This window comes from Acinetobacter sp. 24-47-67 (assembly GCF_056779735.1).
Genome location: NZ_JBWYIK010000007.1, coordinates 145,872 through 168,755, shown reverse-complemented (window position 1 = coordinate 168,755; position 22,884 = coordinate 145,872). Strand labels below are relative to the sequence as shown.

19 protein-coding genes are annotated in these 22,884 nt (G+C 38.9%); 11 read left to right on the top strand and 8 right to left on the bottom strand.

Translation table 11 applies throughout. The features are described 5' to 3' along the window. Positions 1-299 precede the first annotated feature (299 nt). From AC1M9K_RS10200 to AC1M9K_RS10185, 4 genes are all read left to right on the top strand, one after another. Positions 300-1,550: an esterase-like activity of phytase family protein gene (locus tag AC1M9K_RS10200; RefSeq protein WP_481589198.1), complete on the top strand. Its 1,251-nt coding sequence runs from the start codon at positions 300-302 to the stop codon at positions 1,548-1,550. Positions 1,551-1,922: 372 nt separating this feature from the next. Continuing rightward, the gene (locus AC1M9K_RS10195) at positions 1,923-3,272 is read left to right on the top strand and encodes an aromatic acid/H+ symport family MFS transporter (protein WP_092767403.1); all 1,350 of its coding nucleotides are present in this window, start codon (positions 1,923-1,925) and stop codon (positions 3,270-3,272) included. Between the two features lie 104 nt (positions 3,273-3,376). Continuing rightward, positions 3,377-4,102, top strand: a complete 726-nt coding sequence (locus tag AC1M9K_RS10190; RefSeq protein ID WP_481589197.1) for a hypothetical protein — start codon at positions 3,377-3,379, stop codon at positions 4,100-4,102. A gap of 76 nt (positions 4,103-4,178) precedes the next feature. Next, positions 4,179-4,490, top strand: coding sequence for an ankyrin repeat domain-containing protein (locus tag AC1M9K_RS10185; protein WP_481589196.1), 312 nt, complete (start codon positions 4,179-4,181; stop codon positions 4,488-4,490). A 40-nt stretch (positions 4,491-4,530) separates the two neighbouring features. On the opposite strand, the gene AC1M9K_RS10180 is transcribed toward AC1M9K_RS10185, so the two are convergent. Next, positions 4,531-5,073, bottom strand: a complete 543-nt coding sequence (locus AC1M9K_RS10180) for a type 1 glutamine amidotransferase domain-containing protein (RefSeq protein WP_481589195.1) — start codon at positions 5,071-5,073, stop codon at positions 4,531-4,533. 489 nt (positions 5,074-5,562) lie between these two features. Beyond that, entirely contained in the window at positions 5,563-6,588 is a 1,026-nt protein-coding gene (locus AC1M9K_RS10175; protein ID WP_481589194.1) for an alpha/beta hydrolase, read from the bottom strand. A 326-nt stretch (positions 6,589-6,914) separates the two neighbouring features. On the opposite strand from AC1M9K_RS10175, the gene AC1M9K_RS10170 reads away from it, so the two are divergent. Together AC1M9K_RS10170 and AC1M9K_RS10165 are read left to right on the top strand one after the other, a co-directional pair. Then, complete coding sequence (locus tag AC1M9K_RS10170; RefSeq protein ID WP_481589193.1) at positions 6,915-9,311, top strand: YgiQ family radical SAM protein; 2,397 nt, start codon at positions 6,915-6,917, stop codon at positions 9,309-9,311. A gap of 428 nt (positions 9,312-9,739) precedes the next feature. After that, positions 9,740-10,285 (top strand): DUF2726 domain-containing protein, encoded by a 546-nt coding sequence (locus AC1M9K_RS10165; protein WP_179998914.1) that lies wholly within the window; start codon positions 9,740-9,742, stop codon positions 10,283-10,285. A gap of 45 nt (positions 10,286-10,330) precedes the next feature. Here AC1M9K_RS10165 and AC1M9K_RS10160 read toward each other — a convergent pair whose 3' ends face one another. From AC1M9K_RS10160 to mdtD, 5 genes are all read right to left on the bottom strand, one after another. Then, positions 10,331-10,684 carry a RidA family protein gene (locus AC1M9K_RS10160; protein WP_481589192.1) on the bottom strand — a complete coding sequence of 118 codons (354 nt, stop codon included), beginning with the start codon at positions 10,682-10,684 and terminating at the stop codon, positions 10,331-10,333. 364 nt (positions 10,685-11,048) lie between these two features. Next, the gene (dinB, locus tag AC1M9K_RS10155) at positions 11,049-12,110 is read right to left on the bottom strand and encodes a DNA polymerase IV (RefSeq protein ID WP_481589191.1); all 1,062 of its coding nucleotides are present in this window, start codon (positions 12,108-12,110) and stop codon (positions 11,049-11,051) included. A gap of 42 nt (positions 12,111-12,152) precedes the next feature. Continuing rightward, positions 12,153-13,163 (bottom strand): MBL fold metallo-hydrolase, encoded by a 1,011-nt coding sequence (locus tag AC1M9K_RS10150; protein WP_481589190.1) that lies wholly within the window; start codon positions 13,161-13,163, stop codon positions 12,153-12,155. Positions 13,164-13,262: 99 nt separating this feature from the next. Further along, positions 13,263-14,027: a glycoside hydrolase family 25 protein gene (locus AC1M9K_RS10145; protein ID WP_481589189.1), complete on the bottom strand. Its 765-nt coding sequence runs from the start codon at positions 14,025-14,027 to the stop codon at positions 13,263-13,265. Between the two features lie 88 nt (positions 14,028-14,115). Continuing rightward, entirely contained in the window at positions 14,116-15,507 is a 1,392-nt protein-coding gene (gene mdtD, locus AC1M9K_RS10140; RefSeq protein WP_179998909.1) for a multidrug transporter subunit MdtD, read from the bottom strand. A 164-nt stretch (positions 15,508-15,671) separates the two neighbouring features. Here mdtD and AC1M9K_RS10135 point away from each other — a divergent pair, with 164 nt between their 5' ends. Continuing rightward, positions 15,672-17,513 carry a choice-of-anchor I family protein gene (locus AC1M9K_RS10135; RefSeq protein WP_481589188.1) on the top strand — a complete coding sequence of 614 codons (1,842 nt, stop codon included), beginning with the start codon at positions 15,672-15,674 and terminating at the stop codon, positions 17,511-17,513. A gap of 89 nt (positions 17,514-17,602) precedes the next feature. On the opposite strand, the gene AC1M9K_RS10130 is transcribed toward AC1M9K_RS10135, so the two are convergent. Continuing rightward, a complete protein-coding gene (locus AC1M9K_RS10130) occupies positions 17,603-18,229 on the bottom strand; it encodes an LOG family protein (RefSeq protein WP_481589187.1) in 627 nt (208 codons plus the stop codon). Positions 18,230-18,578: 349 nt separating this feature from the next. Between AC1M9K_RS10130 and AC1M9K_RS10125 the strand changes: the two genes are divergently transcribed. The 4 genes from AC1M9K_RS10125 to niaP all read left to right on the top strand — a co-directional run bounded on the left by AC1M9K_RS10125 (position 18,579) and on the right by niaP (position 22,855). After that, positions 18,579-20,165 (top strand): TerC family protein, encoded by a 1,587-nt coding sequence (locus AC1M9K_RS10125; RefSeq protein ID WP_481589186.1) that lies wholly within the window; start codon positions 18,579-18,581, stop codon positions 20,163-20,165. Positions 20,166-20,218: 53 nt separating this feature from the next. Next, a complete protein-coding gene (locus AC1M9K_RS10120; protein ID WP_481589185.1) occupies positions 20,219-20,686 on the top strand; it encodes a YchJ family protein in 468 nt (155 codons plus the stop codon). Between the two features lie 61 nt (positions 20,687-20,747). Continuing rightward, positions 20,748-21,392 (top strand): trimeric intracellular cation channel family protein, encoded by a 645-nt coding sequence (locus tag AC1M9K_RS10115; protein WP_035268119.1) that lies wholly within the window; start codon positions 20,748-20,750, stop codon positions 21,390-21,392. 143 nt (positions 21,393-21,535) lie between these two features. After that, entirely contained in the window at positions 21,536-22,855 is a 1,320-nt protein-coding gene (gene niaP / locus AC1M9K_RS10110) for a niacin transporter NiaP (RefSeq protein ID WP_481589184.1), read from the top strand. Positions 22,856-22,884 lie beyond the last annotated feature (29 nt).

Below are 22,884 nucleotides of genomic sequence, written 5' to 3'. Positions count from 1 at the left end.
GAAACCTCTTAGCGCTGATGGTAGTGTGGGGTTACCCATGTGAGAGTAAGTCATCGCCAGCTCATTATTCTAAACACCCCCTTCAATACAAGGGGGTGTTTTTTTATATATAAAAATTGAAATAAAGATATAAATACAAATATAAAGGGAAATGTATTTTAGAACTCACTGATAAAGATTTTTATATAGTGAGGAACTAATAATAAAAGCCTTCATCAAATCTTCATTGATCTGTCAGAGGAATGACACCATCATGCCGTTTAATCATGAGTCCTTAATTAAGTGATACATATGGATTTATGAACAAGACACTTTTAAGCACAGTACTATTGTCATTTTTAGCCCTTAGCGGTTGTAATGATTCTGATGATAAGATTACCTCAAATCAACAAAATCAGATAAAGGAACCTACACTTGTTTCATTTGCAAAGCTTGATGTGGCTACCTATGCCGATGGACCAGATTCGGGACTTTATGTTAAAGGTGCAAATGGTATTTATCCACCGTTTAAAGGTCAGCCAGTTCAAGGATTTTCTGGGGCATTAAAAAATGCTGATGGAACGTATCTTGTAATGTCTGATAATGGATTTGGGGCACAAGATAACTCAGCAGACTATCTATTACGTCTTTATAATATTTCAGTAGATTTTAGAACTGCTAAGACCAACTCAAATAACGTTAAAGTACTGTCTCATATACAGCTTCGTGATCCGAATAAGTTAGTACCATTCAAAATTGTCAATGAGAGTACGCCAGAACGACTTTTAACAGGTGCTGATTTTGATCCGGAATCTATACAGCGTGATAAAAATGGCGATATTTGGATCGGAGATGAATTCGGTCCATTTTTACTGCATTTTAGTGCTGATGGTGTTTTAAAGAGTGCTCCGATTGCATTGCCTCATCCTGAAAAAGAAGGAGAAGAGCTTCGATCTCCACAAAATCAACTTCATCAAAGTGCGGCTGAAATAGAAAATGCGCTCGTGAAAAGAAGTGGTGGATTTGAAGGCATGGCTATTTCTCCAGATGGTCAATATTTATATCCAATGCTGGAAAAACCATTAAGCAAGAATGTGCAAAGACATTTATTAATTTCAAAATTTGATATTGCTAAAAAAGCATATACAAATGACCATTACTATTTTGAGCTCGACCCTAAAGCAACAGCAATTGGTGATTTCCAGTTATTTAGTCAAAATGAAGGTGTTGTGATTGAGCGTGATGATACTGAAAATAATATTGGTGGTTTTAAGAAATTAGTTCGCATACAACTGAATGAACCGAAGCAGTTGGTTAATAAGACTGACTTGGTCAATTTAATGGATATTGCGAATCCAAATTTATTATATGGTATGCCACGTGAGGGCGATATTATGACGGGTGAGCGTTTCGGTTTTCCATTCTTTACCATTGAAGATATTGTGATTGAAGGACCTGATTTAATCACAGTGTTGAATGACAATAATTTTCCAGGTTCAAGTGGACGTAATGCAAAACTTGCAGATGATAATGAAATTATTCAGATTAAATTAGACAAAAAGTTATATTAATTGTTCGAGACCTCATGGATTTTGATCTATGAGGTTTTTTATTAAATTAAGTGAAAAATATAATAATGAAATAAGTACTTTAATAAATTCGTATTTGAGTGAGATATCATCATTACTCACCAATAAAATGATGGAAAGACTGATTTTCATAAGTCAAACTAACTTTGGTCTAATGCGATATTTAGATAAAAAGCCTAATTTTGATTGGATTTTAGACTAACGTTCAATTTTTATTAACACAGAATTATGTGAAATTTACCTCACAGACTTTAAGCACACGATTTTGATGCGTCGCTCACAACAATTAAATTCAAAGTTGGTTGGATCGTGCTTAAAGATTATTGAAATACGATCTCTCACAGGAGGTGAGGAATGTCACAGCAAGCAATGAACGTCAATAAAATTATTGACCATGCTAAATTCACACCATTTCACTTCAATGTTGTCGCTTGGTGTTTACTCATTATCCTGTTTGATGGTTATGACTTAGCAATTAATGGCGTAGTTTTACCATTATTGATGGATGAATGGGGTTTAAGTGCTGTTCAAGCAGGCATGCTCGCAAGTACTGCACTTGCAGGGATGATGTTTGGCGCAATGATTTTTGGTTCTTTAGCAGATAAGATTGGCCGTAAAAAAGTCATTATGATCTGTATTATTTTATTCAGTGGATTAACCTTTGCGGGTGGTTTTGCATCCAATCCAACTGAGTTCGGTATTTTGCGTTTCTTGGCAGGTTTAGGGATTGGTGGTGTTATGCCAAACCTTGTGGCTTTGACCTCAGAATATGCACCTCAAAAAATGCGTAGCACCTTGGTAACTACTATGTTTAGTGGTTATGCGGTAGGTGGTGTGATGGCTGCATTATTAGGTTCATGGTTTACACCAAGTTTTGGTTGGGAAATCATGTTCTTTATCGCAGGTATTCCATTACTTTTACTTCCAATTATTTGGAAATTCTTACCTGAATCTTTAACTTTCATCGTAAAAGAAAATCGTCAGGAAGAAGCTCGTCAAATCGTGGCGAAGATTGAACCTAAAGTAAAAGTTGAGAAAGATACAACTTTCGAGCTGGATCAAGTAGATGAGCCTGAATCGGCAACTGTTGTCAGTTTGTTCCGTCGAGGACGCGCTGTAAATACATTGTTGTTCTGGGTTGCATTCTTTACATGCTTATTAACCATGTACGCACTCAGCAGCTGGTTGCCAAAATTGATGATGGCTGCGGGCTACTCAATGGATAATAGCTTGATGTTCATGATGGTCATGAATGTTGGTGCGGTAGTGGGGATCGTTGGCGGTGGTATCTTGGCCGACCGTTACCATTTAAAACCAGTATTGATGTTCTTAGGTTTAATGGGTGCGATTGTGATGAGCTTAATGGGCTTCCAGTCGAATATGCTGTTACTTTACATCTTGGTGTTCTTGGCAGGTGCTGCATCGATTGGTTCACAGATGTTGTTATATAGCTACGTAGCTCAGTACTATCCATTGGCAGTTCGTTCAACAGGGATTGGCTGGTCATCTGCGATTGGTCGTATGGGAGCAATTGTAGGTCCAATCTTGATTGGCGGCTTACTTGGGATGAACTTACCAGCGCATTTTAACTTTATGGCAGTAGGTTTACCTGTGTTGATTACCGCAATTGCAGTGGCTCTGATTATGAATGAAAGTGAATCTGAAAAGATTGGTTCAAGTCAGCCAAGTATTGCCAAAGCTTAAATAATTGAATGATTTAAAAGCCTCCGTAAGGGGGCTTTTATTTTTTTAATTTTTCTATTTATGATTAATTGAAAAATTTTTTAAAGATATATGGAGGGGGAGTTGTGAAATTATTTTTGTCATGTATGGAGTGTTTAAAAGAACAAGGCTTCCCATCTAATAACTTTGCAGTTGTAGATTTTACCGAACAAGGTGCTTATTCAATAACTTGTCCCAAAGGCCATGAAACTATAACAGTACTTCAGCAAATGAAATTCGAGGTGTTATATGAAATAGGAGCAAATGCAATTTTAGATGGATATTATCGTGAAGCTGTATCTTCTTTTGCAGCTAGTTTAGAGCGATTTTATGAGTTTACAATTAAAGTGCTTTTAAGTAAGTCTTGTGATGAGCAAGCAATAGATCAAGGCTGGAAAAAAGTGGCTAGCCAATCTGAGAGACAGTTTGGCGCTTTTTTATTTTTATGGATAAATCATTTTAACTCTTTGCCTGTAGTTTTATCAGACAAAATGGTAAATTTTAGGAACTTAGTTATTCATAAAGGAGTCATACCAACAAGAGAAGAAAGTATAAAATATGGAGAAGAGGTACTAAATATTATTAATACTTTGAAGAAAGAGCTTATAGAAAATTATTCATCACAATTAGAGAAAATAGTTTTTAAACATTTATCCAAGTCATATCAGAATACTAATCCTAATTTACCTTTTACTACAATGTGTCTATCTACAATTGTAAGTCTGTCAAATGTGCAAGAGAGTCACAATAAAAAAACATTAGATGAACACTTAAAATGTTTATCCGATAGAAGGGAAATCTACAAAAGTTAATGCTAAGCAATATTTTTTGTTATATAAACATCGTAAGGTAAGAAGGTAAAATTTAATCTTGCATAGTGGAATTATTATGAACTTCAGCTCCATCTCCCCAATCCCTGAAGATAATAGCGAACTTCATCTTCCTGAACTCATCTATTGGGCTTCATTAGGCGAAATCACAGAAGTTGAAACAGCTTTAAATAACGGAGCTGATGTAAACCAAATTGATGATGAAGGTTATAGCGCACTTCAAGCAGCCGCAGAGAACGGGTACTTAGATGTAGTACAACTGCTAGTCGAAAAAGGTGCAAATGTTGCTTACAAAGGTCAATTTACAGCTTTAGAACTCGCTGAAATGGCAGGCGAGCAAGAAATCGTAGATTACTTAAAAAGTCTGTAAAACATGCAAAATAAAACCCCTAAAAAGGGGTTTTAATCGTTTAAGACTGCGTCAATTCTTTATAAATGGCTTCATTAAATGCAGGAATATCATCAGGACAACGTGAAGTGATGAGCGACCAACCGCCCGTATTACAACGATGCACCTCTTCATCGACCCATTTACCGCCTGCATTTTCTAAATCAATTTTTACTGACTTATAAGACGTCAAATTTTTATCTTTGATACGTTGTGCATCAATTAATGTCCAAGGCGCATGACAAATAGCTGCGATTGGTTTTTGATGGTCAGCAAAACTTTGAATCAATTTTTGAACCTGTGGATGAATTCGCAAGTTATCCGCATTCACCGTTCCCCCAGGAATAATCAGGATGTCATAGTCGTTTGCATTGACTTCATCAAAGCTTATGTCAGGTTGAACTTGATCTGAAGGCTCTTGATCCCCAACCACAGTCTGAACAGATTTCTTTTCTTCAGCAGCATGATAGGTTTCAATCCCTTTTAATTTTAAAAATGCTAAGGGTTTGATTAATTCATCTTTTTCAACACCAAAATTTGCAGTAATAAATAAAGCTTTTGCCATGTTCACATCCTCAATCTTTAAAATTTTGTATGTAAGCGGTTTGCACTAGGATATTCCGTCTTGTAGGAACAGCATAAGTCGCTTGCACTTTGGAAATTACAGTCAGAGTTGTTGCGTGACACACTTTAAAATTAACAAATGGAATTCATGAAAGTGTTGTGAAAGCGAAAAAGCATGATGAATAATTGTTTTACAAGCGTGACAACGTGTAGTGTGCTTAAAAAATTCTATGTGTAAGAAAAAGAAAAGCCCATCTTCCTGATGGGCTTTTCTTCGTATCGGCTGCTTGTAGGTATAACTCCTGTCGTACCTCACGTCCTGATGCTCAAACTTATTATTGTTGTTTTTTGTTTGGGAAACTTCCTGTTTCCTGATGGTTTAAGAATAGTGCAGTGACGTTGATATGCATAGCCGACAATAGAAGAGATGATTGTAGGAAAATGCTTACAAAACTGTCTAAGTGATTCATTTATCGCTCAATAGATCAATTTAGCGTTTTATATTTTCACGAATGAATTGATCACTGTATTTTACCAGCTGATCTAATGCAGGTTGCTCAACAGGGTAGTGCCCACCATTTTGTAAAGTCATCACACGATAAGGTACTTTCAACTGTGTCAAAACAGGTTGGCTCAATTTTAAAGGAGTCCATTGATCCTGTTCAGGTTGAGTCAGTAACACAGGTGCTTGATTAAACTGAGTCAAAGGATATGGTTTTTGGTAATGCATATAGCTGTTTAAAAACTCCACGCTCATGCTATTACCTGCGGATGTCTTGTCAGCCAGCATGATGCGTAAGGCTTCAGGGTCATTGGTGAGTTTTGACATCTTTGATACCAAGGACATAGGTAAGGCGATTTGCTTCAAAGGGGTATGTGCTACTGCTTTCATACTCGGCAAAAGAACAGGGCTTAGAGCACTAAAACGCATAGTTCCTTTTTGAACGTCTTTAAATTCTTGATCGAGAAAGGTCATTCCGATGATGCCATCGACATGTTGATTCTGCATGGCCACATGTAGCGTGAGCATTCCACCTGCTGAGAGTCCATAAAGGAAAATAGGACGATCATCTTTTTGCGCTTGTTCGTTCACAAAATCATTGACCAATTTCACCCAATGATCATAACGAATTTCTTTTTTTGAAGGGTATTGCGTCAGACCATAACCGGGTAAATCCAATGCGAAGGTTTCATACCCTTTTTGGGCAAGTGGACGCCCAAGAATTAAACTCATCTGACGACCATTTGTACCTACGCCATGTAATAAAATGACTTTGGCTGGCGCTTTAGTATTGGGATAAGCATCGACATGTACACGGTAATCATTCCAACTCCAGTAGTACTCATGTGGTTTGTTTTGGTCATTGAGTCGAAATTTCGAAGGGAGTCTTTGTTGTAATTGTTGCCAAGCTGCTTGTTGCTGGTAAGACTGTGGAATTTTAGTTTGAGTCCAAGCCAAATTGGAAATTAATAAAGCCATCATGGTGGCAACGGTTGTGAGTATTATTTTGAGCACGATTAAACGCCTTTCGTTTTTTTCAAACACTATAAAAATGAAAAGCAACTTTGTTTATTACCCAAATCATCAATCGTAAAGGAATCGAGTCAATTGCTAAGCTCAAGTTACTGAAATTAAATGCATATTATTTTTTGTTTAGATTTGGTTGTATGTTAAATGTACAGAAATAGGTCTTAGGTCATCAGTGATGAATAGAAAATTTAAGCAGTTGTATTTGATTGTTTTTTAATCAAGCAAGTTGAGTTGAATTCATGGTAAAATGATCGGCTTTCATCTTTGATCTATTTTTTGATCTTCCATCTGCCAGCCGAGAATTGCTAGCCATGTCTACTGCTTATACCGCTCAGACTGCGCCAAAAGCGTTGTTTGATTACGACAAATATTGGGCGTCTTGTTTTGAACCCGCGCCTTTTTTGCCGATGTCACGCGAGGAAATGGACCAACTCGGTTGGGATAGTTGTGACTTTATTTTTGTTTGTGGTGATGCTTATATCGATCATCCATCATTTGTAACCGGTATCATTGGCCGTGTGCTTGAAGCGCAAGGTTTCCGTGTTGGTATTATTGCCCAACCAGACTGGACGAATGTTGAAGCATTCCGTGTACTTGGTAAACCAAATATTGCTTGGGGCGTATCGGCAGGTAACATGGACTCTATGATCAACCGTTATACGGCTGACCGTAAGATCCGTTCAGATGATGCTTATTCTCCAGATAACCAACCGAATAAACGTCCTGACCGTGCAGCAACAGTCTATTGTCAACGTTGTCGTGAAGCGTTCCCTGATGTTCCTGTTCTGCTAGGCGGTATCGAAGGTTCATTACGTCGTATCGCGCATTATGACTATTGGTCTGACAAAGTTCGTCGTTCTATTTTAATGGATTCAAAAGCCGATCTATTGATGTATGGTAATGGTGAACGCTCAATCATTGAAGTGATGCACCGTCTAGCCAAAGGCGAAAAAATTACAGACATTACTGATGTTCGTGGTACTGCATTTATTATTAATAAGCATAACCGTGCAGCGAAAGCTAAATTTGTTGAGATCGCATCAAATGATGTCGATACCATAGGCCGTGTTGATCCAATCATCAATCCATATGTGATGACCGAAGATATTGATGGCTGTGAAATTGAGAAAGACAAAGGCAACAGCTTAACGCAGTATCAGAATTTCCAAAAAGAAGTGGTCAGCAATCCGATTGTTCGTGAAGGCGACAATTTGGATGCAGATACGCAAATCGTGCAGTTACAGCCATCATCTAAGGCGATTAAGCATAAGTTGCCACCACGTGAATTGGCTGTGATTCGTCTACCTTCTTTTGAAGAAGTTGCCAATGATCCAGTGCTTTATGCCCATGCAAACCGTATTTTGCATCTAGAAACCAATCCAGGGAATGCGCGCGCACTCGTGCAGAAGCATGGTGAGCGTGATGTCTGGATTAATCCACCGCCAATCCCACTAACCACAGAAGAAATGGATTATGTGTTCGACTTGCCTTATGCACGTCTACCACATCCATCTTATGGCGATGCGTGTTTCCCAGCGTTTGACATGATCAAGTTCTCTGTGAACATCATGCGTGGTTGTTTCGGTGGTTGTACCTTCTGTTCGATTACGGAGCATGAAGGTCGAATTATTCAAAACCGTTCTGAAGAGTCGATCTTACGTGAAGTTGAAAAGATTCGTGATACGGCGCCGGGCTTTACAGGCATTATTTCGGACTTAGGTGGTCCGACAGCCAATATGTATCGTTTGGCATGTAAAGATCCAGAAATTGAAAAGAACTGTCGTAAGCCATCGTGCGTGTTCCCAGGTGTTTGTCAAAACTTGCATACTGATCACGCACCTCTTACGCAGTTATATCGTAAAGCTCGTGCTTTACCGGGTATTAAAAAGATTTTGATTGGTTCGGGTCTACGTTATGACCTTGCAGTTTTGAACCCTGAATATGTGAAAGAATTAGTCACGCATCATGTCGGTGGCTACTTAAAAATTGCACCTGAACATACCGAAAAAGGCCCGCTCAATAAAATGATGAAGCCGGGTATCGGGACGTATGATCGCTTTAAGCAGATGTTTGATCGTTTCAGTAAAGAAGCAGGTAAGGAACAATATCTTATTCCTTACTTTATTGCGGCGCATCCGGGTACAACCGATTACGACATGATGAACCTTGCAATTTGGTTGAAAAAGAATGGTTTCCGTGCTGACCAAGTACAAACCTTCTATCCATCACCAATGGCAACTGCGACCACCATGTACTACACCGGTAAAAATCCGCTTGCGAAAGTGGCACGTTATACTGAAGATGTCGACATTGTAAAAGGTGAAAAACGCCGCCGTTTACATAAAGCTTTCTTACGTTACCATGATCCAAATAACTGGCCTTTACTGCGTGAAGCTTTGAAAGAAATGGGTCGTCAGGACTTAATTGGTAATTCTAAGCAACATTTGATTCCGACGTATCAGCCTCAGGGCACGGATGGTCAATATCAATCTGCACGTAAGAAAAATTCAACTGTTGCAGGTGATTCACAAAAACGTACGGGTCAAACTGCTAATCGTGGTCAATCACAAGGACAAAATAATCGTCCGAAGAAAGGCCAAATCTTGACACAGCACACTGGTTTGCCACCACGTGAGACTGGAGATCGCAAAAAACCTTTTGGCGAGGGGAAACCTAAGGGTAAATCCAAACCCAAGTCTCGTGCATAAATGATAATTTCTTTTAAAAGGACGCTGCGGCGTCCTTTTTTGAACATTTTCTATACAATATTTTCGATGATGCTCATTTTATCGGAATATTGGGCTTGATTTGGGTAAGTCTCTTTTTTGTTTTAAAATAATCATTTAAATTAGTAGTTTAGTGAGGTTTTGAGTTTTTCATTTCAGGTGATATTGTATTATCTTCAAATGAAATTTTCATCATTGTCCAACAATTATGTAATAGTGTGATGTGGTTCATGTTTTAAACTATAGCCAATAAGTGCAGAACATGTTTAATATAAGCTTGGTCTGAAGCGCTTTTCACTTGGACTATGCGATGTATAACATCAGCATAATGAAACAATAATAAAAGTTGTGTTTTTTGAAGTAGTTTAAAAAAGAAATTAACGATAAGAATTCAAATAAGGATACTAGTCATGGATATCATGATCATCGCGAGTGTGATCATACTCGCTGTGGTGTTGTTCATTGCTTATAAAGGATTAAAGCATCAACAACCCTCTGATAGCATGCTCCGTCAAAGAGCAGTGTTTAGCCCCTATCAGCAAGTAACTTTCAATCGTCTTAAAGAAATCATGCCAAATGCGCATATTTTGGCACATGTCTCTTTTGACGCCTTACTGACCACAAAGTTACCGCGTACACGCCGTAAATATGAGTCAATGTTTGCTGATTTTGTGGTGATGAATAAGGATTGTAAAGTTCTTGCCATTGTCAGTTTAGAAGATAAATTTTCATTCAAACGTGGACATACTTTACAGTTTCAAAATGCATTACTTGAAACAGCGGGATACAAAGTGATCTCTTACCATGCTGTCCCAGAATATGTGCAGTTAAGACGTGATTTTTTGGATGAATACACTGAGGAAATGCCAATTGAATGGGGAGATGAATCCGTGATTGAGCATAAATTAGAAAAGTATAGTGCTGGGCGATTGGCAGATATTCGCGCATTTAGCTAATCATCTTTGAAATAAAAAAGCATGCTCAGGCATGCTTTTTTTTTATCAAGGTTTCGCGGCAATTACCGTTAGCTCAACAAGAACATCGGGATGATACAGTTTAGCCTCTACGCATGTACGCGGTAGAGCTTGAATATCAGAAACCCATGCATCCCAAACTTCATTGAATGCTGCATAATCTTTTTCAATATCTTTTAGATAAATTGTCACAGACATGATATGGCTTTTATCTGTACCTGCTTCAGCCAATAAACGGTCAATAATGTCAAAGGTTTGTTGTGACTGTCCACGAATGTCGAGCGACGTGTCTTCTGCTAACTGACCTGCCAGATGAACGAAGTGACCAAAAATAGCGACCTCAGAAAAACGTTTTTGAACGTGTAAACGTTGAACAGACATAAAACTCATCCCTTATAGATATAAATATAGATTATGAAACGCAGTATAGGATTTAGAAAGTATAGGGGAATTGGAACTATGAATTCGGTTTAATTGCTGTATCTCTGAAAGTTTATTTTTATGGGAGGAGATCAGAAATATTTGGAGAAAAAAGACATTGTACCCATTCAGATTAGAGTGCCCTGTAATATTCGGATGGATTGTCACGCCAATCACAGGACAAATGTGTTAGATATAGGTCTTCTAACAACATCTCAGCAGACACATGGGTAAATGTATTGCACGATTAGATTACTCTAAAAAGAAAAAAAAGGCGAAAAAAATTGACTTAATTTTGTTCTTTTGCATGAAAACTAGACGAAATTTACAATCCGAATAAATTGAGTTGAGTGTCTTGTTGTTTTTCTGAAAGTTGATACACCCCCACACCAATGAGTCTAAACTGATATTCATCAGGAATATTCATTTCCATTAACAATAATTTGAGTGCCAGTTGCAAATCCTGTATGTGATTGAAAGGTTGTTTAAAGCTTTTAGAGTGTTGTAAAACTTGAAAATTTTTAAGTTTGAGTTTGACGCTGATACCTCTAGCGATCATTTCTTTGTTTTGAAGATTTTGCCAAACACGAGAAAGCAGTGAAGTCCAAAATTGATCACATTGGTTTAAAAAAAGATCTTCATCAAACGTGGTTTCTTTAGAAATTTGCTGTCTTTGGCGTTCGCTTTGAACAGGTCGCTCATCGATCCCTTGAGCATAGAGAAATAATTGTTTGCCATATTTTCCGAAATGATGAGTGAGAAAGTTTTCTTCGACCTGCTGTAAATCCCCAAGTGTTTCGAGTTGCAAAGCTTTTAATTTTTCCTGTGTGACCTTTCCTACACCAGGGATTTTTTTGAGTGGAAGATCATAGATAAACTGTTGCACCTGATTGGGTTTGATCACACAAATGCCATTCGGTTTATTCCAATCAGATGCAATTTTGGCTAAAAACTTATTTGGTGCAACGCCTGCTGAAGCGGTCAATCCAGTATACTGAAATATTTCATCACGAATGTACATTGCAACTTCTGTGGCAGTTGGGATCTGTTGTAAGTTTTCAGTGACATCTAAATATGCTTCATCCAGCGATAAGGGTTCGATGATGCTGGTATATTTTTGAAATATCTTATGAATTTGAGCTGACACATGTTGGTATTTAGAAAAATTTGGCTCAATGACGATCACTTGTGGGCAAAGTTTTTTGGCTTGTGTCATCGACATGGCCGAACGTAAGCCATACTCACGAGCTGGGTATGATGCTGCTGCAACGACGGCCCGTGGGTGATGAGATGCAATGACCACAGGTAAGTGTTGTAATTCTGGACGCTCTCTAAGCTCCACAGAAGCGTAAAAAGCATCCATATCGATATGAATTATCTTTCGCAAAATGTTCAATCAATCATGAGATGCCTTAATTTTAACCCATAATTAAGGCATCGTTGAGCTGATTATTGGGTATGCGTAAGGCTCCGTCAGTAAAGTCACCTTTCGACCTTGATGCTGTGCATGATCAATCACGAGTTGTAGGCTTTTCGGAGAATGATCTGCTATTCGTGGTAGAAACTCTAAAGGTTGTGAAAGTGGTTTAAAGAAATTGTCCCAATGAATTGGTATGACTTCTTTCGGTTGTAACTGATCAATGGTTTCAGCGAGATACTGTTGTTGAAACTCGGGTGATTGTTTTGAAAGCTGAGCAATTCCTAAAAACAAGACATCTACATTTAACTTCTGAAATTGATTAGGAAGTGCACCTGTGCTGGCTTTAACTAAAATTTTGTGATTATTGTGCTCAATCAAGTAGTCAAAGCTACCGCCTTCTTTAAACTCATAAAAACGTGCTGGCTGAGGCAGTGGATGCAGAATCTCTTCACCTAAATCATTGTTCACTGCTGTAGGTGGCGTATGTTGTGAGAGAATCGGCGTAATACGAAATGCACCCAATTGTAGTGCTTGAAAAGGCACAGCCAGTTTCAATTGATGCTCAGGCACTTTGCCGCCTCGTGCTATATTTAATGTACTCAACGAACCAATGATGTGAGTTTTGGGGAGTGAACTTCCGAGTACTGAGATATCCAAAGCATGATCATAGTGACTGTGGGTCACCAATATGGCTTTGAGGCGTTTAAGCTCATGGTCCTGAATCATATTGTGAAGCAGTGTTTGATCACTGGAAAGGCGTTGTAAAGCAATGGTCATGAGAGACGGTCGACTAAAAAAACCATCAATTAGAATTTGTGAATTACCATCATCAAATAGCAATGTGGAAACGCCAAAAAAACGAACATTTAATTTTTGTTCACTGACGGGTTGGTCTATTTTAGCCTTCCATTGATTAAATTCGGAGAGCTTTCCTGATGGTTGCCATAAATAAAAAAACGCAGCCATGAGCGTGACAGCCAAAAGACTAACCACCGTTAAAATCCCTTTTTTAAGCGACATCATGTCATCCTTATAAAGCGTAACTCGCTTGCTTGAGCCAAGTTGCACTCTATTTTTTAGTTAGATCTCTTTAGTTGTAACGTACTGACTGCTTAAGATTTATGGCTCAATTTGATTTAATTTTAGAAATTTTATCCAGTCGTTTTGATCGCCATTAAATACATTCAAATCCACTGGTGTAGAAATACCCTTAATTTTACCTTTATTGGTGTATTGCCAAAAGATCCAATCTGGATTGTCTTTTAATTCAGGTTGAGAGGTGTATTCACGTACCCAGAGTGGGGTATTCGTAAAAGCACCCGCAAGTACGATGTTATAGAAGGCTTTAGAAACATAAAAGATAGGTTGTTTGCCATAATGTTGATGCAGCAAATCGTGCATAACATCGATTTCATGTAACAGTTGTTCTTTGCTATAGGTATTGATGCAATTGCTGTCGTATTCCAAATCAATGACTGGGGGAAGGGCATCTTCTTTACGTGGCACAGAATCAATGAAATTTAATGCCTGAACTTTTCCATCACGGCAAAGTCGATAGAAATGATACGCTCCGACTTTAAAACCATGCTCGCGTGCTTTAAGCCAATGATCCTGAAATTTTCGATCTTTAAAGTCGCCACCTTCTGTTGCTTTGAGGTAGACAAATTGATATTCCTTTTTTGGAATTTGCGACCAGCGAATCTCTTTTTGATGATGTGAGACATCAAATCCTTTGATTGGATACTCTTGAGCTGTTGCTGGTTGAAACGGCAAAAAGAAAAAGCTCAATAATCCGACCATGAGTGCGATCAGGGCTGCACCTAAAAGGGAGGTCCACAAGATAATCTTCTGCGAATAGATATGCTGCTTATTTTTTGAATTCATGAGCACTTAAAGATTGGTGCGAAATATGATTAATATCATAACGCGAATAAACGTAAATGGTAGCGACAGTATCTAGAATCCATATTCATTAGTCATCATCCATTTCTTTCGGAATTTTCCAAAAAATAAACATGGTAATAATATTAATTGAGCCCATTAAAATTAATGTCCATTGGAAGGCCTGTTGCATTTGTGCAGTACCAAGATAAGCGGTGAATACATTGACCAGTGTACCTGCAAGCGCTACACCAATACTCATGGACACCATCATAATCATCGAGAGAAAACTGTTACCACTACTAGCATCTTGTTGAGGCAAATCCTTTAAGGTTAGCGTATTCATAGAAACAAATTGCAGTGAGTTCAACATACCAAAAATGAAGAAATGTAATGTTCTTAGCCATAAAGGTGTTTCGGCTGAGGTGAGGGCAAAACTTGCAATACATAAGCCAATAAGGCAGGTATTGACTAATAACACCCGACGATACCCAAATCGTTGAATAATTTGGCGAATGATCGGTTTTGATGCCAGTGAACCCAATACCGTTGGAATCATAAGTAAACCGGTAATAAATGGTTCAAAACCAAAAGCAACTTGTAGCATTAAGGGGATAAGAAAAGGCATCGCATTGCCGCCTAAGCGGGCAAAAAAGTTGCCTACAATACCAATCGCGAAAATTTGATTTTTGAATAGTTTCCCACGAAATAGAGCATTTTGGTGGGTATGGGCATGCACCATGTACCAAGCACTTGCAGATAAACCAAACACAATAAGAACAATACTCCACCATAGTGGAAGATAGGGGCTAGCAAAATTTTCAATCCCTAAACTTAAGCCAACCATCGCGATGACTAATAACAAGAAGCCAAAAAAATCAAATTTAGCAACATGGGTCTCGGTCACATTTGGCATGGCTTTAAATGTGAGAAAAACTCCAATGAGTCCAATAGGAATATTAATTAAGAAAATCCACTCCCAAGTCACGTACTCCACTAGCCATCCGCCAAGAGTAGGACCGATTAAGGGGCCAATCAGACCTGCAAGACTCATCAGAGACATGGCTGCAAGGAATTGGGTTCTAGGAATGATTTTCAACATTGCAAGACGCCCAACTGGAAGCAGTAAAGCACCTCCAATCCCTTGAATCACTCGGAAAAATAAAAGCTCATTTAAATTAGAAGAAAATGCACATCCGAGCGATGCCAAAGTGAAAATGATAATTGCAGAAAAATAAACATTTCGGACACCAAATCGGTCAGCCAGCCAACCACTGAGTGGAATACAGGCTGCGACTGACAATACATAAGCCACCACGACACTATGCATGTGTAGAGGATCTTCATTGAGGTGATGAGCGATTGCAGGAATCGCAGTATTGATGATAGTTGTGTCTAGACCTTGCATAAAAAAGCCGATCGAAACCAAAAACACCAATAATCTAAACTCAGGCTGTAAGGGTTGGTGTGCTGTGCTGCTCATCTTGTAGGATCATATTAGTAAGTTAATATTTTAAAACAGTTTCTCAGTATCACTTGTGGTTTATTTACGAAGGATTTGCAACAAAATTGCAATCTAATGGTCACAGCATTGTCATCGCATGGTCATAGAGTTGTTGCCAACAACATCATAAGACGATTAAAAAAATGAAGCTAAAGTCTAACGCACTTGTGATCGCAATGTGTGCATTGGGGCTAGGGGCATGCAATGATGACACTAACAATATCACATCAGTACCAGATATTACGCCTGAATCGATTGAACTCACCTATCTCAGTCGTACAGACAGTCGTGGTTTTGCGGTCAGCGCAGCAGAGATACCTGCCTATGATGCACAAAGCCAAAGATTGTTTGTTGTAAACGCAAAAGAAGGCGTGGTTGATATTTTTGATTATCGCCAACCTCAGCAACCTAAATGGATTGGCTCTTTAGATGCTAAATCATATTTAACAGACTCAGAAGTAAATAGTGTTGCTGTAAAAAATGGAATTGTTGCCTTGGCTGTACAAGCCAAAGATAAAACAGATCCAGGAATCGTGGCACTTTTTAATGCCAATGATTCGAGCTTTATTGCCCAAGTTCCAGTGGGTTCTCTACCCGATATGCTGACCTTTAGTGCAGATGGTAAAACCTTATTGGTGGCGAATGAAGGAGAGCCATCTCATGATTATGCGATTGATCCCGAAGGTTCGATTTCAATCATTGATCTCTCAAATTTGAACAAACCAGTTGCAAAAACAGCTGACTTCAAAGCCTTTAACAGTCAAGCACAGCTATTACGTAATCAAGGTGTGCGAATTTATGGTCCAAATGCAACAGTAGCGCAAGATTTTGAACCTGAATACATCACACTCAGCGCAGATGGCAAAATTGCATGGGTCGCATTACAGGAAAATAATGCCTTAGCTAAGGTGGATGTTTTAAATGCCAAAGTCATGGCTGTTTATCCGCTCGGTTTTAAAGATCATGGCTTACAAGGTCATGGTTTAGATGTCAGTGATGCCGATGGTGAAAATGGTCTTGCGAAGATCAATATTCAAACTTGGCAGCATGTTCGTGGCTTATATATGCCAGATGCGATCTCAAGTTACGAAGTCAATGGTAAAACGTATATTGTCACTGCCAATGAAGGGGATGCTCGTGCTTGGGGTGAAGATGATCCTGAATATTGGGGAGAAAAATTAAAGGATAATCCGAGTGCTCAAGGTAATATTAAAAAGGGTTTTGTTGAAGAATGGCGTGTGAAGCATCTAGTCCATAAAGATGGTTTCGATAGACGACAAGGGGAAGATCTGCCACCACAATTAAGAGCACTGGCGAAAGGTGCTGAATTGAATCCTCTGCATTTTGCATATTGTGGAGCGATCGATGGAGATGCTAAAGGATGCCGTGAAGACAAGATGCTTGGTCGTTTGAATATCACTTGGACTGAAGGTTATCAAAAGAATACTAATGGCACACCTAAACTCAATGCTCGAGGCAATTTGGTTTATGATCATTTATATAGCTTCGGGGCACGATCTGTCAGTATTTGGACAGAAAATGATGCACAAACAGGATTAGAGCTGGTTTGGGATTCGGGTGATGATTTTGAACAATATATTGCTCAGCACCATCCTGAGATCTTTAATGCAAACCATGAAGAAGCAGGGATCGATAATCGTAGTGACAATAAAGGCCCAGAGCCAGAAGGCGTGGTGATAGGTCAAATCGGTCAGAAAACTTATGCATTTATTGGTTTAGAACGAGCTGGAGGCGTGATGGTATATGACATCTCCAATCCTGCCCAACCCCAATTTGTGCAATATATTCATTCACGAAAACTTGATGCAACCACTGCCGATATCGAGGCAGGTCAGGCAGGAGACTTAGGTCCTGAAGGATTAACCTTTGTTTCAGCAAAAGAATCTCCAACGGGTATGCCTTTACTGATTGTAGGGAATGAAGTCAGTGGTACTACAGCAACGTATCAGATCACGTTGAAATAGAGCCTGATCGTGTAGATGTATGATAAAAGAGCCATATGGCTCTTTTATTTTTTACTCGTCATGCGTAATGCTTTAAAGTCTTGTTGAATTTAGACCACGAATTGTTCAGGGCATTTCAAGTTTGCGATGGCATTGATGATTTGATGTGAATGCTCGCATACGATGATTTTTGCACGATGTTGAGCAGGTAGAAAACCTTCTTGTACTGCATGATCGAGTTGTGCAATCAAGGCATTATAGAATCCATTGACGTTATAAATAATCATTGGTTTTTGGTGTTGATTTAACTGTCCCCAAGTTGCGATTTCTAAGATTTCTTCAAATGTACCTAAACCTCCCGGGAGCGCAACAAAAGCACTAGCACGTTCAGCCATCATGGCTTTGCGTTCATGCATTGTTCTTACCACGTGAAGTTCTGTTAACTGATTATGGGCAACCTCGTAATCAAGCATAAATTCAGGAATAACACCAACAACTTCACCATGGTTTTCAATGACTGTATCTGCGACTTGTCCCATTAATCCGATACTTGCACCACCATATACGATGCCAAATCCTTGCCTTGCAATTTTTTCAGCCAAAGCAATGGCTTTTTGTTGGTAAATAGGATTATTGCCAAAACGAGAACCACAATAAAGTGCAATAAGGCATTGAGTTGCTTTTGATTTAACTGATGTATCGGTCTCTAAGGTGTTATTAAGAATGCTTGTATTCATATTTATTTACTCACCTTTTTTAAATTAACTTCATCATGTAGTTTAATCTAAGCAAGAAAGGTGACAACTGTATAGATAAATAAGATTTTTTTGAAATATTTTGTAGTTTCATTCCAAAATGATTGATAAAGCCAATCTTGATTCACCGAAAAAATAGTGAATTGCAATAAAATCTTTTCTATACTGAAAATCTGTTCGGCAACCAATACATCAATATGAGTAGTGATCGACATCGCTCAATAGAACAAAATATTATTTATTTTCTAAATTTAAATACTGCATTTATAACTTTGCCTCATCACTTTGGTTTAAATGAATCCCATCTTCCTGAAACGTGGGAGTGTAACTCATGATTTTTGAATGGATGTCTGATCCTTCCGCATGGGTGGGACTCTTAACTTTAATTATTTTAGAAATTGTTCTCGGGATTGATAATCTCGTCTTTATCGCGATTTTGGCGGAAAAACTGCCGCCTGAGCAACGCAATAAAGCCAGAATTTTAGGCTTAACGCTCGCGCTTGGCATGCGCCTAATCCTTTTGGCGTCAATCGCTTGGATTATCACGTTAACGAATCCATTATTCCATATCTTTGATCATCCGTTTTCAGCCCGAGATCTTATTTTGATTTTTGGCGGTATTTTCTTGTTAATGAAGGGAACTTTAGAACTACATGAACGTCTAGAAAGTAAAGTTCATGTTAAAGAAGAAAATCCTGTTCATGCTGCATTTTGGATGGTCATTGTACAGATCGTGGTATTGGATGCAGTGTTCTCACTCGACAGTGTGATTACAGCAGTCGGTATGGTCAAAGATCTTTCGGTCATGATGATCGCCGTAATTATTGCGATAGGAATCATGCTATGGGCCTCTAAAGCCCTCATGGACTTTGTGAATAAGCATCCAACTGTGGTGATTCTGTGTCTATGTTTCTTGATGATGATCGGTTTCTCATTGGTTGTCGAAGGCCTAGGCTTCCACATTCCGAAGGGTTATCTATACGCTGCAATTGGTTTCTCTGTCCTGATTGAGTTTTTAAATCAATTGATGCGCCGTAACCAAGAAAAAACGGTAACAACGACTGATTTACGTTTCAAAACAGCATCTGCCGTCATTCGTATGCTTGGTGGTAAGTCAAAAACGGCAGATGCTCAATCGGCAAATACGGATGATGTTTTGGCTACCCAAGCGTTGGTAGAGGAAATGTTCTCGGATGAGAATGCTGTATACCAAAGCGTGATGTTGCAAGGAGTATTAGGTTTATCTGAGCGACCAGTCAAATCATTAATGACCCCACGTCCAGAACTCGAATGGATCGATTTAGATGACGATCCTGAAAGTATTAAATATCAAGTGCTTTCTATGAAACATTCACGTTTGATCGTTGCACATGGCGAGCTAGACAATATTGCTGGGGTGGTGCTCACGCATAACGTTTTGAATGACTATATTGAATCAGGCGATTTTAATTTCGAAAAACACATTCGAGAGCCTGTCATTGTCCATGAAAGCGCTCAAGTCTTAATGGTGATGGATCAATTGCGTCAGGCACCCTTACAAATGGCGATTGTGCTCAATGAATATGGTTCCATTGAGGGTATTGCAACACCGATTGATATTTTAGAAGCGATTGCGGGTGAATTCCCGAACGAAAATGAAATAGAAACTGCAGTTGAAAGCTTAGAGGATGGTTCACTCATGCTCGAGGGTTCAACTGATATTCGTCATATTTCATTATTGCTTGATCGTGATTTAGTTGATGAGTCAGAACAGTATTCTACGCTGTCTGGTTATATCTTATTCCATTTAGGACATTTACCTGAAAATGGAGAAACCTTTGAAGCAGAAGGATATCTATTTGAGGTGGTTACAATGGATGGTCATAAAATCGAAAAAGTACATATTGTACCCATCGTAAAACGAGACCCATCAGAATGATTTAAACTCAGTTAAAATAGCATCTCATTAGGTGCTATTTTTTTGGAATATTGATGTCCGAACTCAATTGTCCTTGCGGGCATGGAATTTATACACACTGTTGTGAACCTTTACATCGTGGTCAGCGTGTTGCAGAAAGTGCTGAACAGCTCATGCGTTCTCGCTATAGTGCATTCGCTAAACATGAAATCGACTATATTGTGAGTACCACAGCATCAGGTCAGCAAAGTCATTTAGACATTGCTGCCATTCGGGATTGGGCGATGAGCAATCAGTGGTTAAAATTAGAGGTTATTCAGCATTTACCTCGTCTGGATAAAACCCATGCTCAAGTTGAATTCAAAGCACATTACCAACATGTCGATCAGGTACATGTCCATCATGAAACCTCAAATTTCGTACTCATCAATAGACAGTGGTATTTTTTAGACCCAACGACAGATCAAACTGTGACGATGAAGCAGACTTGTATTTGTGGATCAGGGAAAAAATTTAAGCAATGTTGTGCGCGATTTCTCTAGAATTAATTTTTAATTAACTTAGAATATTGCGCATTAAAAACCCTCATTTGGAAGTAGGGCAATGTTACTCACCGTTATTTATATTATTGCGATTACTGCGGAAGCGATGACAGGCGCCTTGTCTGCAGGTCGACGAAGTATGGATTGGTTTGGTGTCATTATTATTGCCTGTGTGACTGCTTTGGGCGGAGGATCAGTTCGTGATGTTTTGCTAGGGCACTATCCTTTAACTTGGGTGAAACATCCTGAATATCTAGTACTTACATGTTGTGCAGCATTATTTACGATTTTTATCGCAAAATGGATGCGACATCTACGTTCGGTATTCTTACTTCTAGATGCCTTAGGTCTGATAGGTTTTACCATTATTGGTTGTCAAATTGCGATTCAAATGGAACAGGGTTTCGTGGTTTGTGCAGTGGCAGGTGTATTGACAGGCGTTTCAGGGGGTATTTTACGAGATATCTTATGTAACGATGTGCCTTTAGTCTTCCGTCGCGAACTTTATGCCAGTATTTCTTTTGTTGCGGTCATTTTCTATTGGGGCTGTATCGAAGTCGGTTTTTCACAAGATATCACCATTATTTCTACTCTTGTTTTTGGTTTCACATTGCGTTGTATCGCAATTTACTTTGGCCTTGAAATGCCAAAATTTATTTATAAAGATGATGATGAACAGTCGGCGTCATCAAAAGATGTAAATTAAACTTTTTACACTCATCTTTCAAAATGGCCGATAATGTGATCGGTCATTTTTATATGGTTCTTTAGAAAATAAAAATAAGCAGTGTTGAGAAAACAGCGATTGTCATTGGTTGTATTTAAATCACTCCTCACAGAGAGCATGCTATGGATTTAATCTCACGAATACAGCGTTTACCTATTGGTAAATTTCACTACACCTTGTTGTGGGTGATTGGATTAGGCTGGATGTTTGATGCAATGGATACTGGACTAATTTCCTTTATCTTGGCGAAGATGGCTGAAGACTGGCAAATGACGCCTGCTGAAAAAGGTTGGGTTGTATCCATCGGCTTTGTGGGGATGGCGATAGGTGCGGTGTTCTCTGGTGGACTGGCAGATCGAATCGGACGTAAAGCAGTATTTGCTACAACATTGGTCATCTATAGTATAGCAACAGCTCTTTGTGCTTTCGCACCAAATTTAACATGGTTATTAATCTTTAGATTTATTGTAGGTTTAGGCTTAGGCGGACAGTTACCAGTTGCCGTGACTTTAGTGAGTGAATACATTCCAGCCCATGTTCGTGGGCGCTTTATTGTGTTACTTGAAAGCTTCTGGGGGCTAGGCTGGTTATGTGCTGCACTGGTTTCTTATTTCGTCATCCCTAAATTTGATTGGCATGTTGCATTTTTATTGGGTGGTTTGCCTGCACTTTATGTCTTCGTTATTCTAAAAAAAGTTCCGGAATCTATTCCTTACTTGATCAATCGAGGTCGTATTGATGAAGCGCACGCGATTGTGCAAAAAATCGAGCGACAGTGTGGTGTCGAAGTCATCGAAAAAATTGAAGTGAAACCAGTTTCAACACATTCATATGTCAGTTTTGGTCAGTTATGGTCAAGCGGTTTCGCTAAGCGCAGTTTAATGCTGTGGTTAATTTGGTTTGGGATTGTTTATTCGTATTACGGTATTTTCACGTGGTTACCAAGTCTTTTAGTCAAAGAGGGATATACCATTGTGCAGTCTTTTGAATATGTTCTCGGGATGATTTTAGCACAATTGCCAGGTTATATTGTCGCGGCATGGCTCGTCGAAAAGTTAGGGCGTAAAGCGACGCTTTCAGGCTTTATTGCAATGTGTGCAGTATCAGCATATTTCTTTGGGCAGGCTGATACCGTAGCGATGATCATGTTCTGGGGATGCTTGATGTCATTCTTTAATCTTGGTGCATGGGGCGTTTTATATACCTACACGCCTGAACAATATCCTGCAAATATTCGTGCTTTCGGATCAGGATGGGCAGCAGCAATTGGGCGTATTGGTGGGATTGTTGCACCTTTAGTGGTTACCCATATGATGGTGGCTTCAAATGGATTTAGCCAAGTATTTATGATGTTTACCGCTGTATTATTGGCAGTTGCAGCCGTGATCTTGGTGCTCGGTGAGGAAACCAAAGGTAAGACACTTGAGTCTATGGGGATGTAAATCTGTGAAAAAAGAGGAGCTAAGCTCCT

Coding starts and splice junctions, on each gene's coding strand:
- AC1M9K_RS10120 (WP_481589185.1), top strand. CDS start 20,219: ATGTCCGAACTCAATTGTCCTTGCGGGCATGGAATTTATACACACTGT.
- AC1M9K_RS10150 (WP_481589190.1), bottom strand. CDS start 13,163: ATGTCGCTTAAAAAAGGGATTTTAACGGTGGTTAGTCTTTTGGCTGTC.
- AC1M9K_RS10185 (WP_481589196.1), top strand. CDS start 4,179: ATGAACTTCAGCTCCATCTCCCCAATCCCTGAAGATAATAGCGAACTT.
- AC1M9K_RS10195 (WP_092767403.1), top strand. CDS start 1,923: ATGTCACAGCAAGCAATGAACGTCAATAAAATTATTGACCATGCTAAA.
- niaP (WP_481589184.1), top strand. CDS start 21,536: ATGGATTTAATCTCACGAATACAGCGTTTACCTATTGGTAAATTTCAC.
- AC1M9K_RS10135 (WP_481589188.1), top strand. CDS start 15,672: ATGAAGCTAAAGTCTAACGCACTTGTGATCGCAATGTGTGCATTGGGG.
- AC1M9K_RS10170 (WP_481589193.1), top strand. CDS start 6,915: ATGTCTACTGCTTATACCGCTCAGACTGCGCCAAAAGCGTTGTTTGAT.
- AC1M9K_RS10145 (WP_481589189.1), bottom strand. CDS start 14,027: ATGAATTCAAAAAATAAGCAGCATATCTATTCGCAGAAGATTATCTTG.
- mdtD (WP_179998909.1), bottom strand. CDS start 15,507: ATGAGCAGCACAGCACACCAACCCTTACAGCCTGAGTTTAGATTATTG.
- AC1M9K_RS10115 (WP_035268119.1), top strand. CDS start 20,748: ATGTTACTCACCGTTATTTATATTATTGCGATTACTGCGGAAGCGATG.
- AC1M9K_RS10160 (WP_481589192.1), bottom strand. CDS start 10,684: ATGTCTGTTCAACGTTTACACGTTCAAAAACGTTTTTCTGAGGTCGCT.
- AC1M9K_RS10165 (WP_179998914.1), top strand. CDS start 9,740: ATGGATATCATGATCATCGCGAGTGTGATCATACTCGCTGTGGTGTTG.
- AC1M9K_RS10180 (WP_481589195.1), bottom strand. CDS start 5,073: ATGGCAAAAGCTTTATTTATTACTGCAAATTTTGGTGTTGAAAAAGAT.
- AC1M9K_RS10125 (WP_481589186.1), top strand. CDS start 18,579: ATGATTTTTGAATGGATGTCTGATCCTTCCGCATGGGTGGGACTCTTA.
- AC1M9K_RS10130 (WP_481589187.1), bottom strand. CDS start 18,229: ATGAATACAAGCATTCTTAATAACACCTTAGAGACCGATACATCAGTT.
- AC1M9K_RS10200 (WP_481589198.1), top strand. CDS start 300: ATGAACAAGACACTTTTAAGCACAGTACTATTGTCATTTTTAGCCCTT.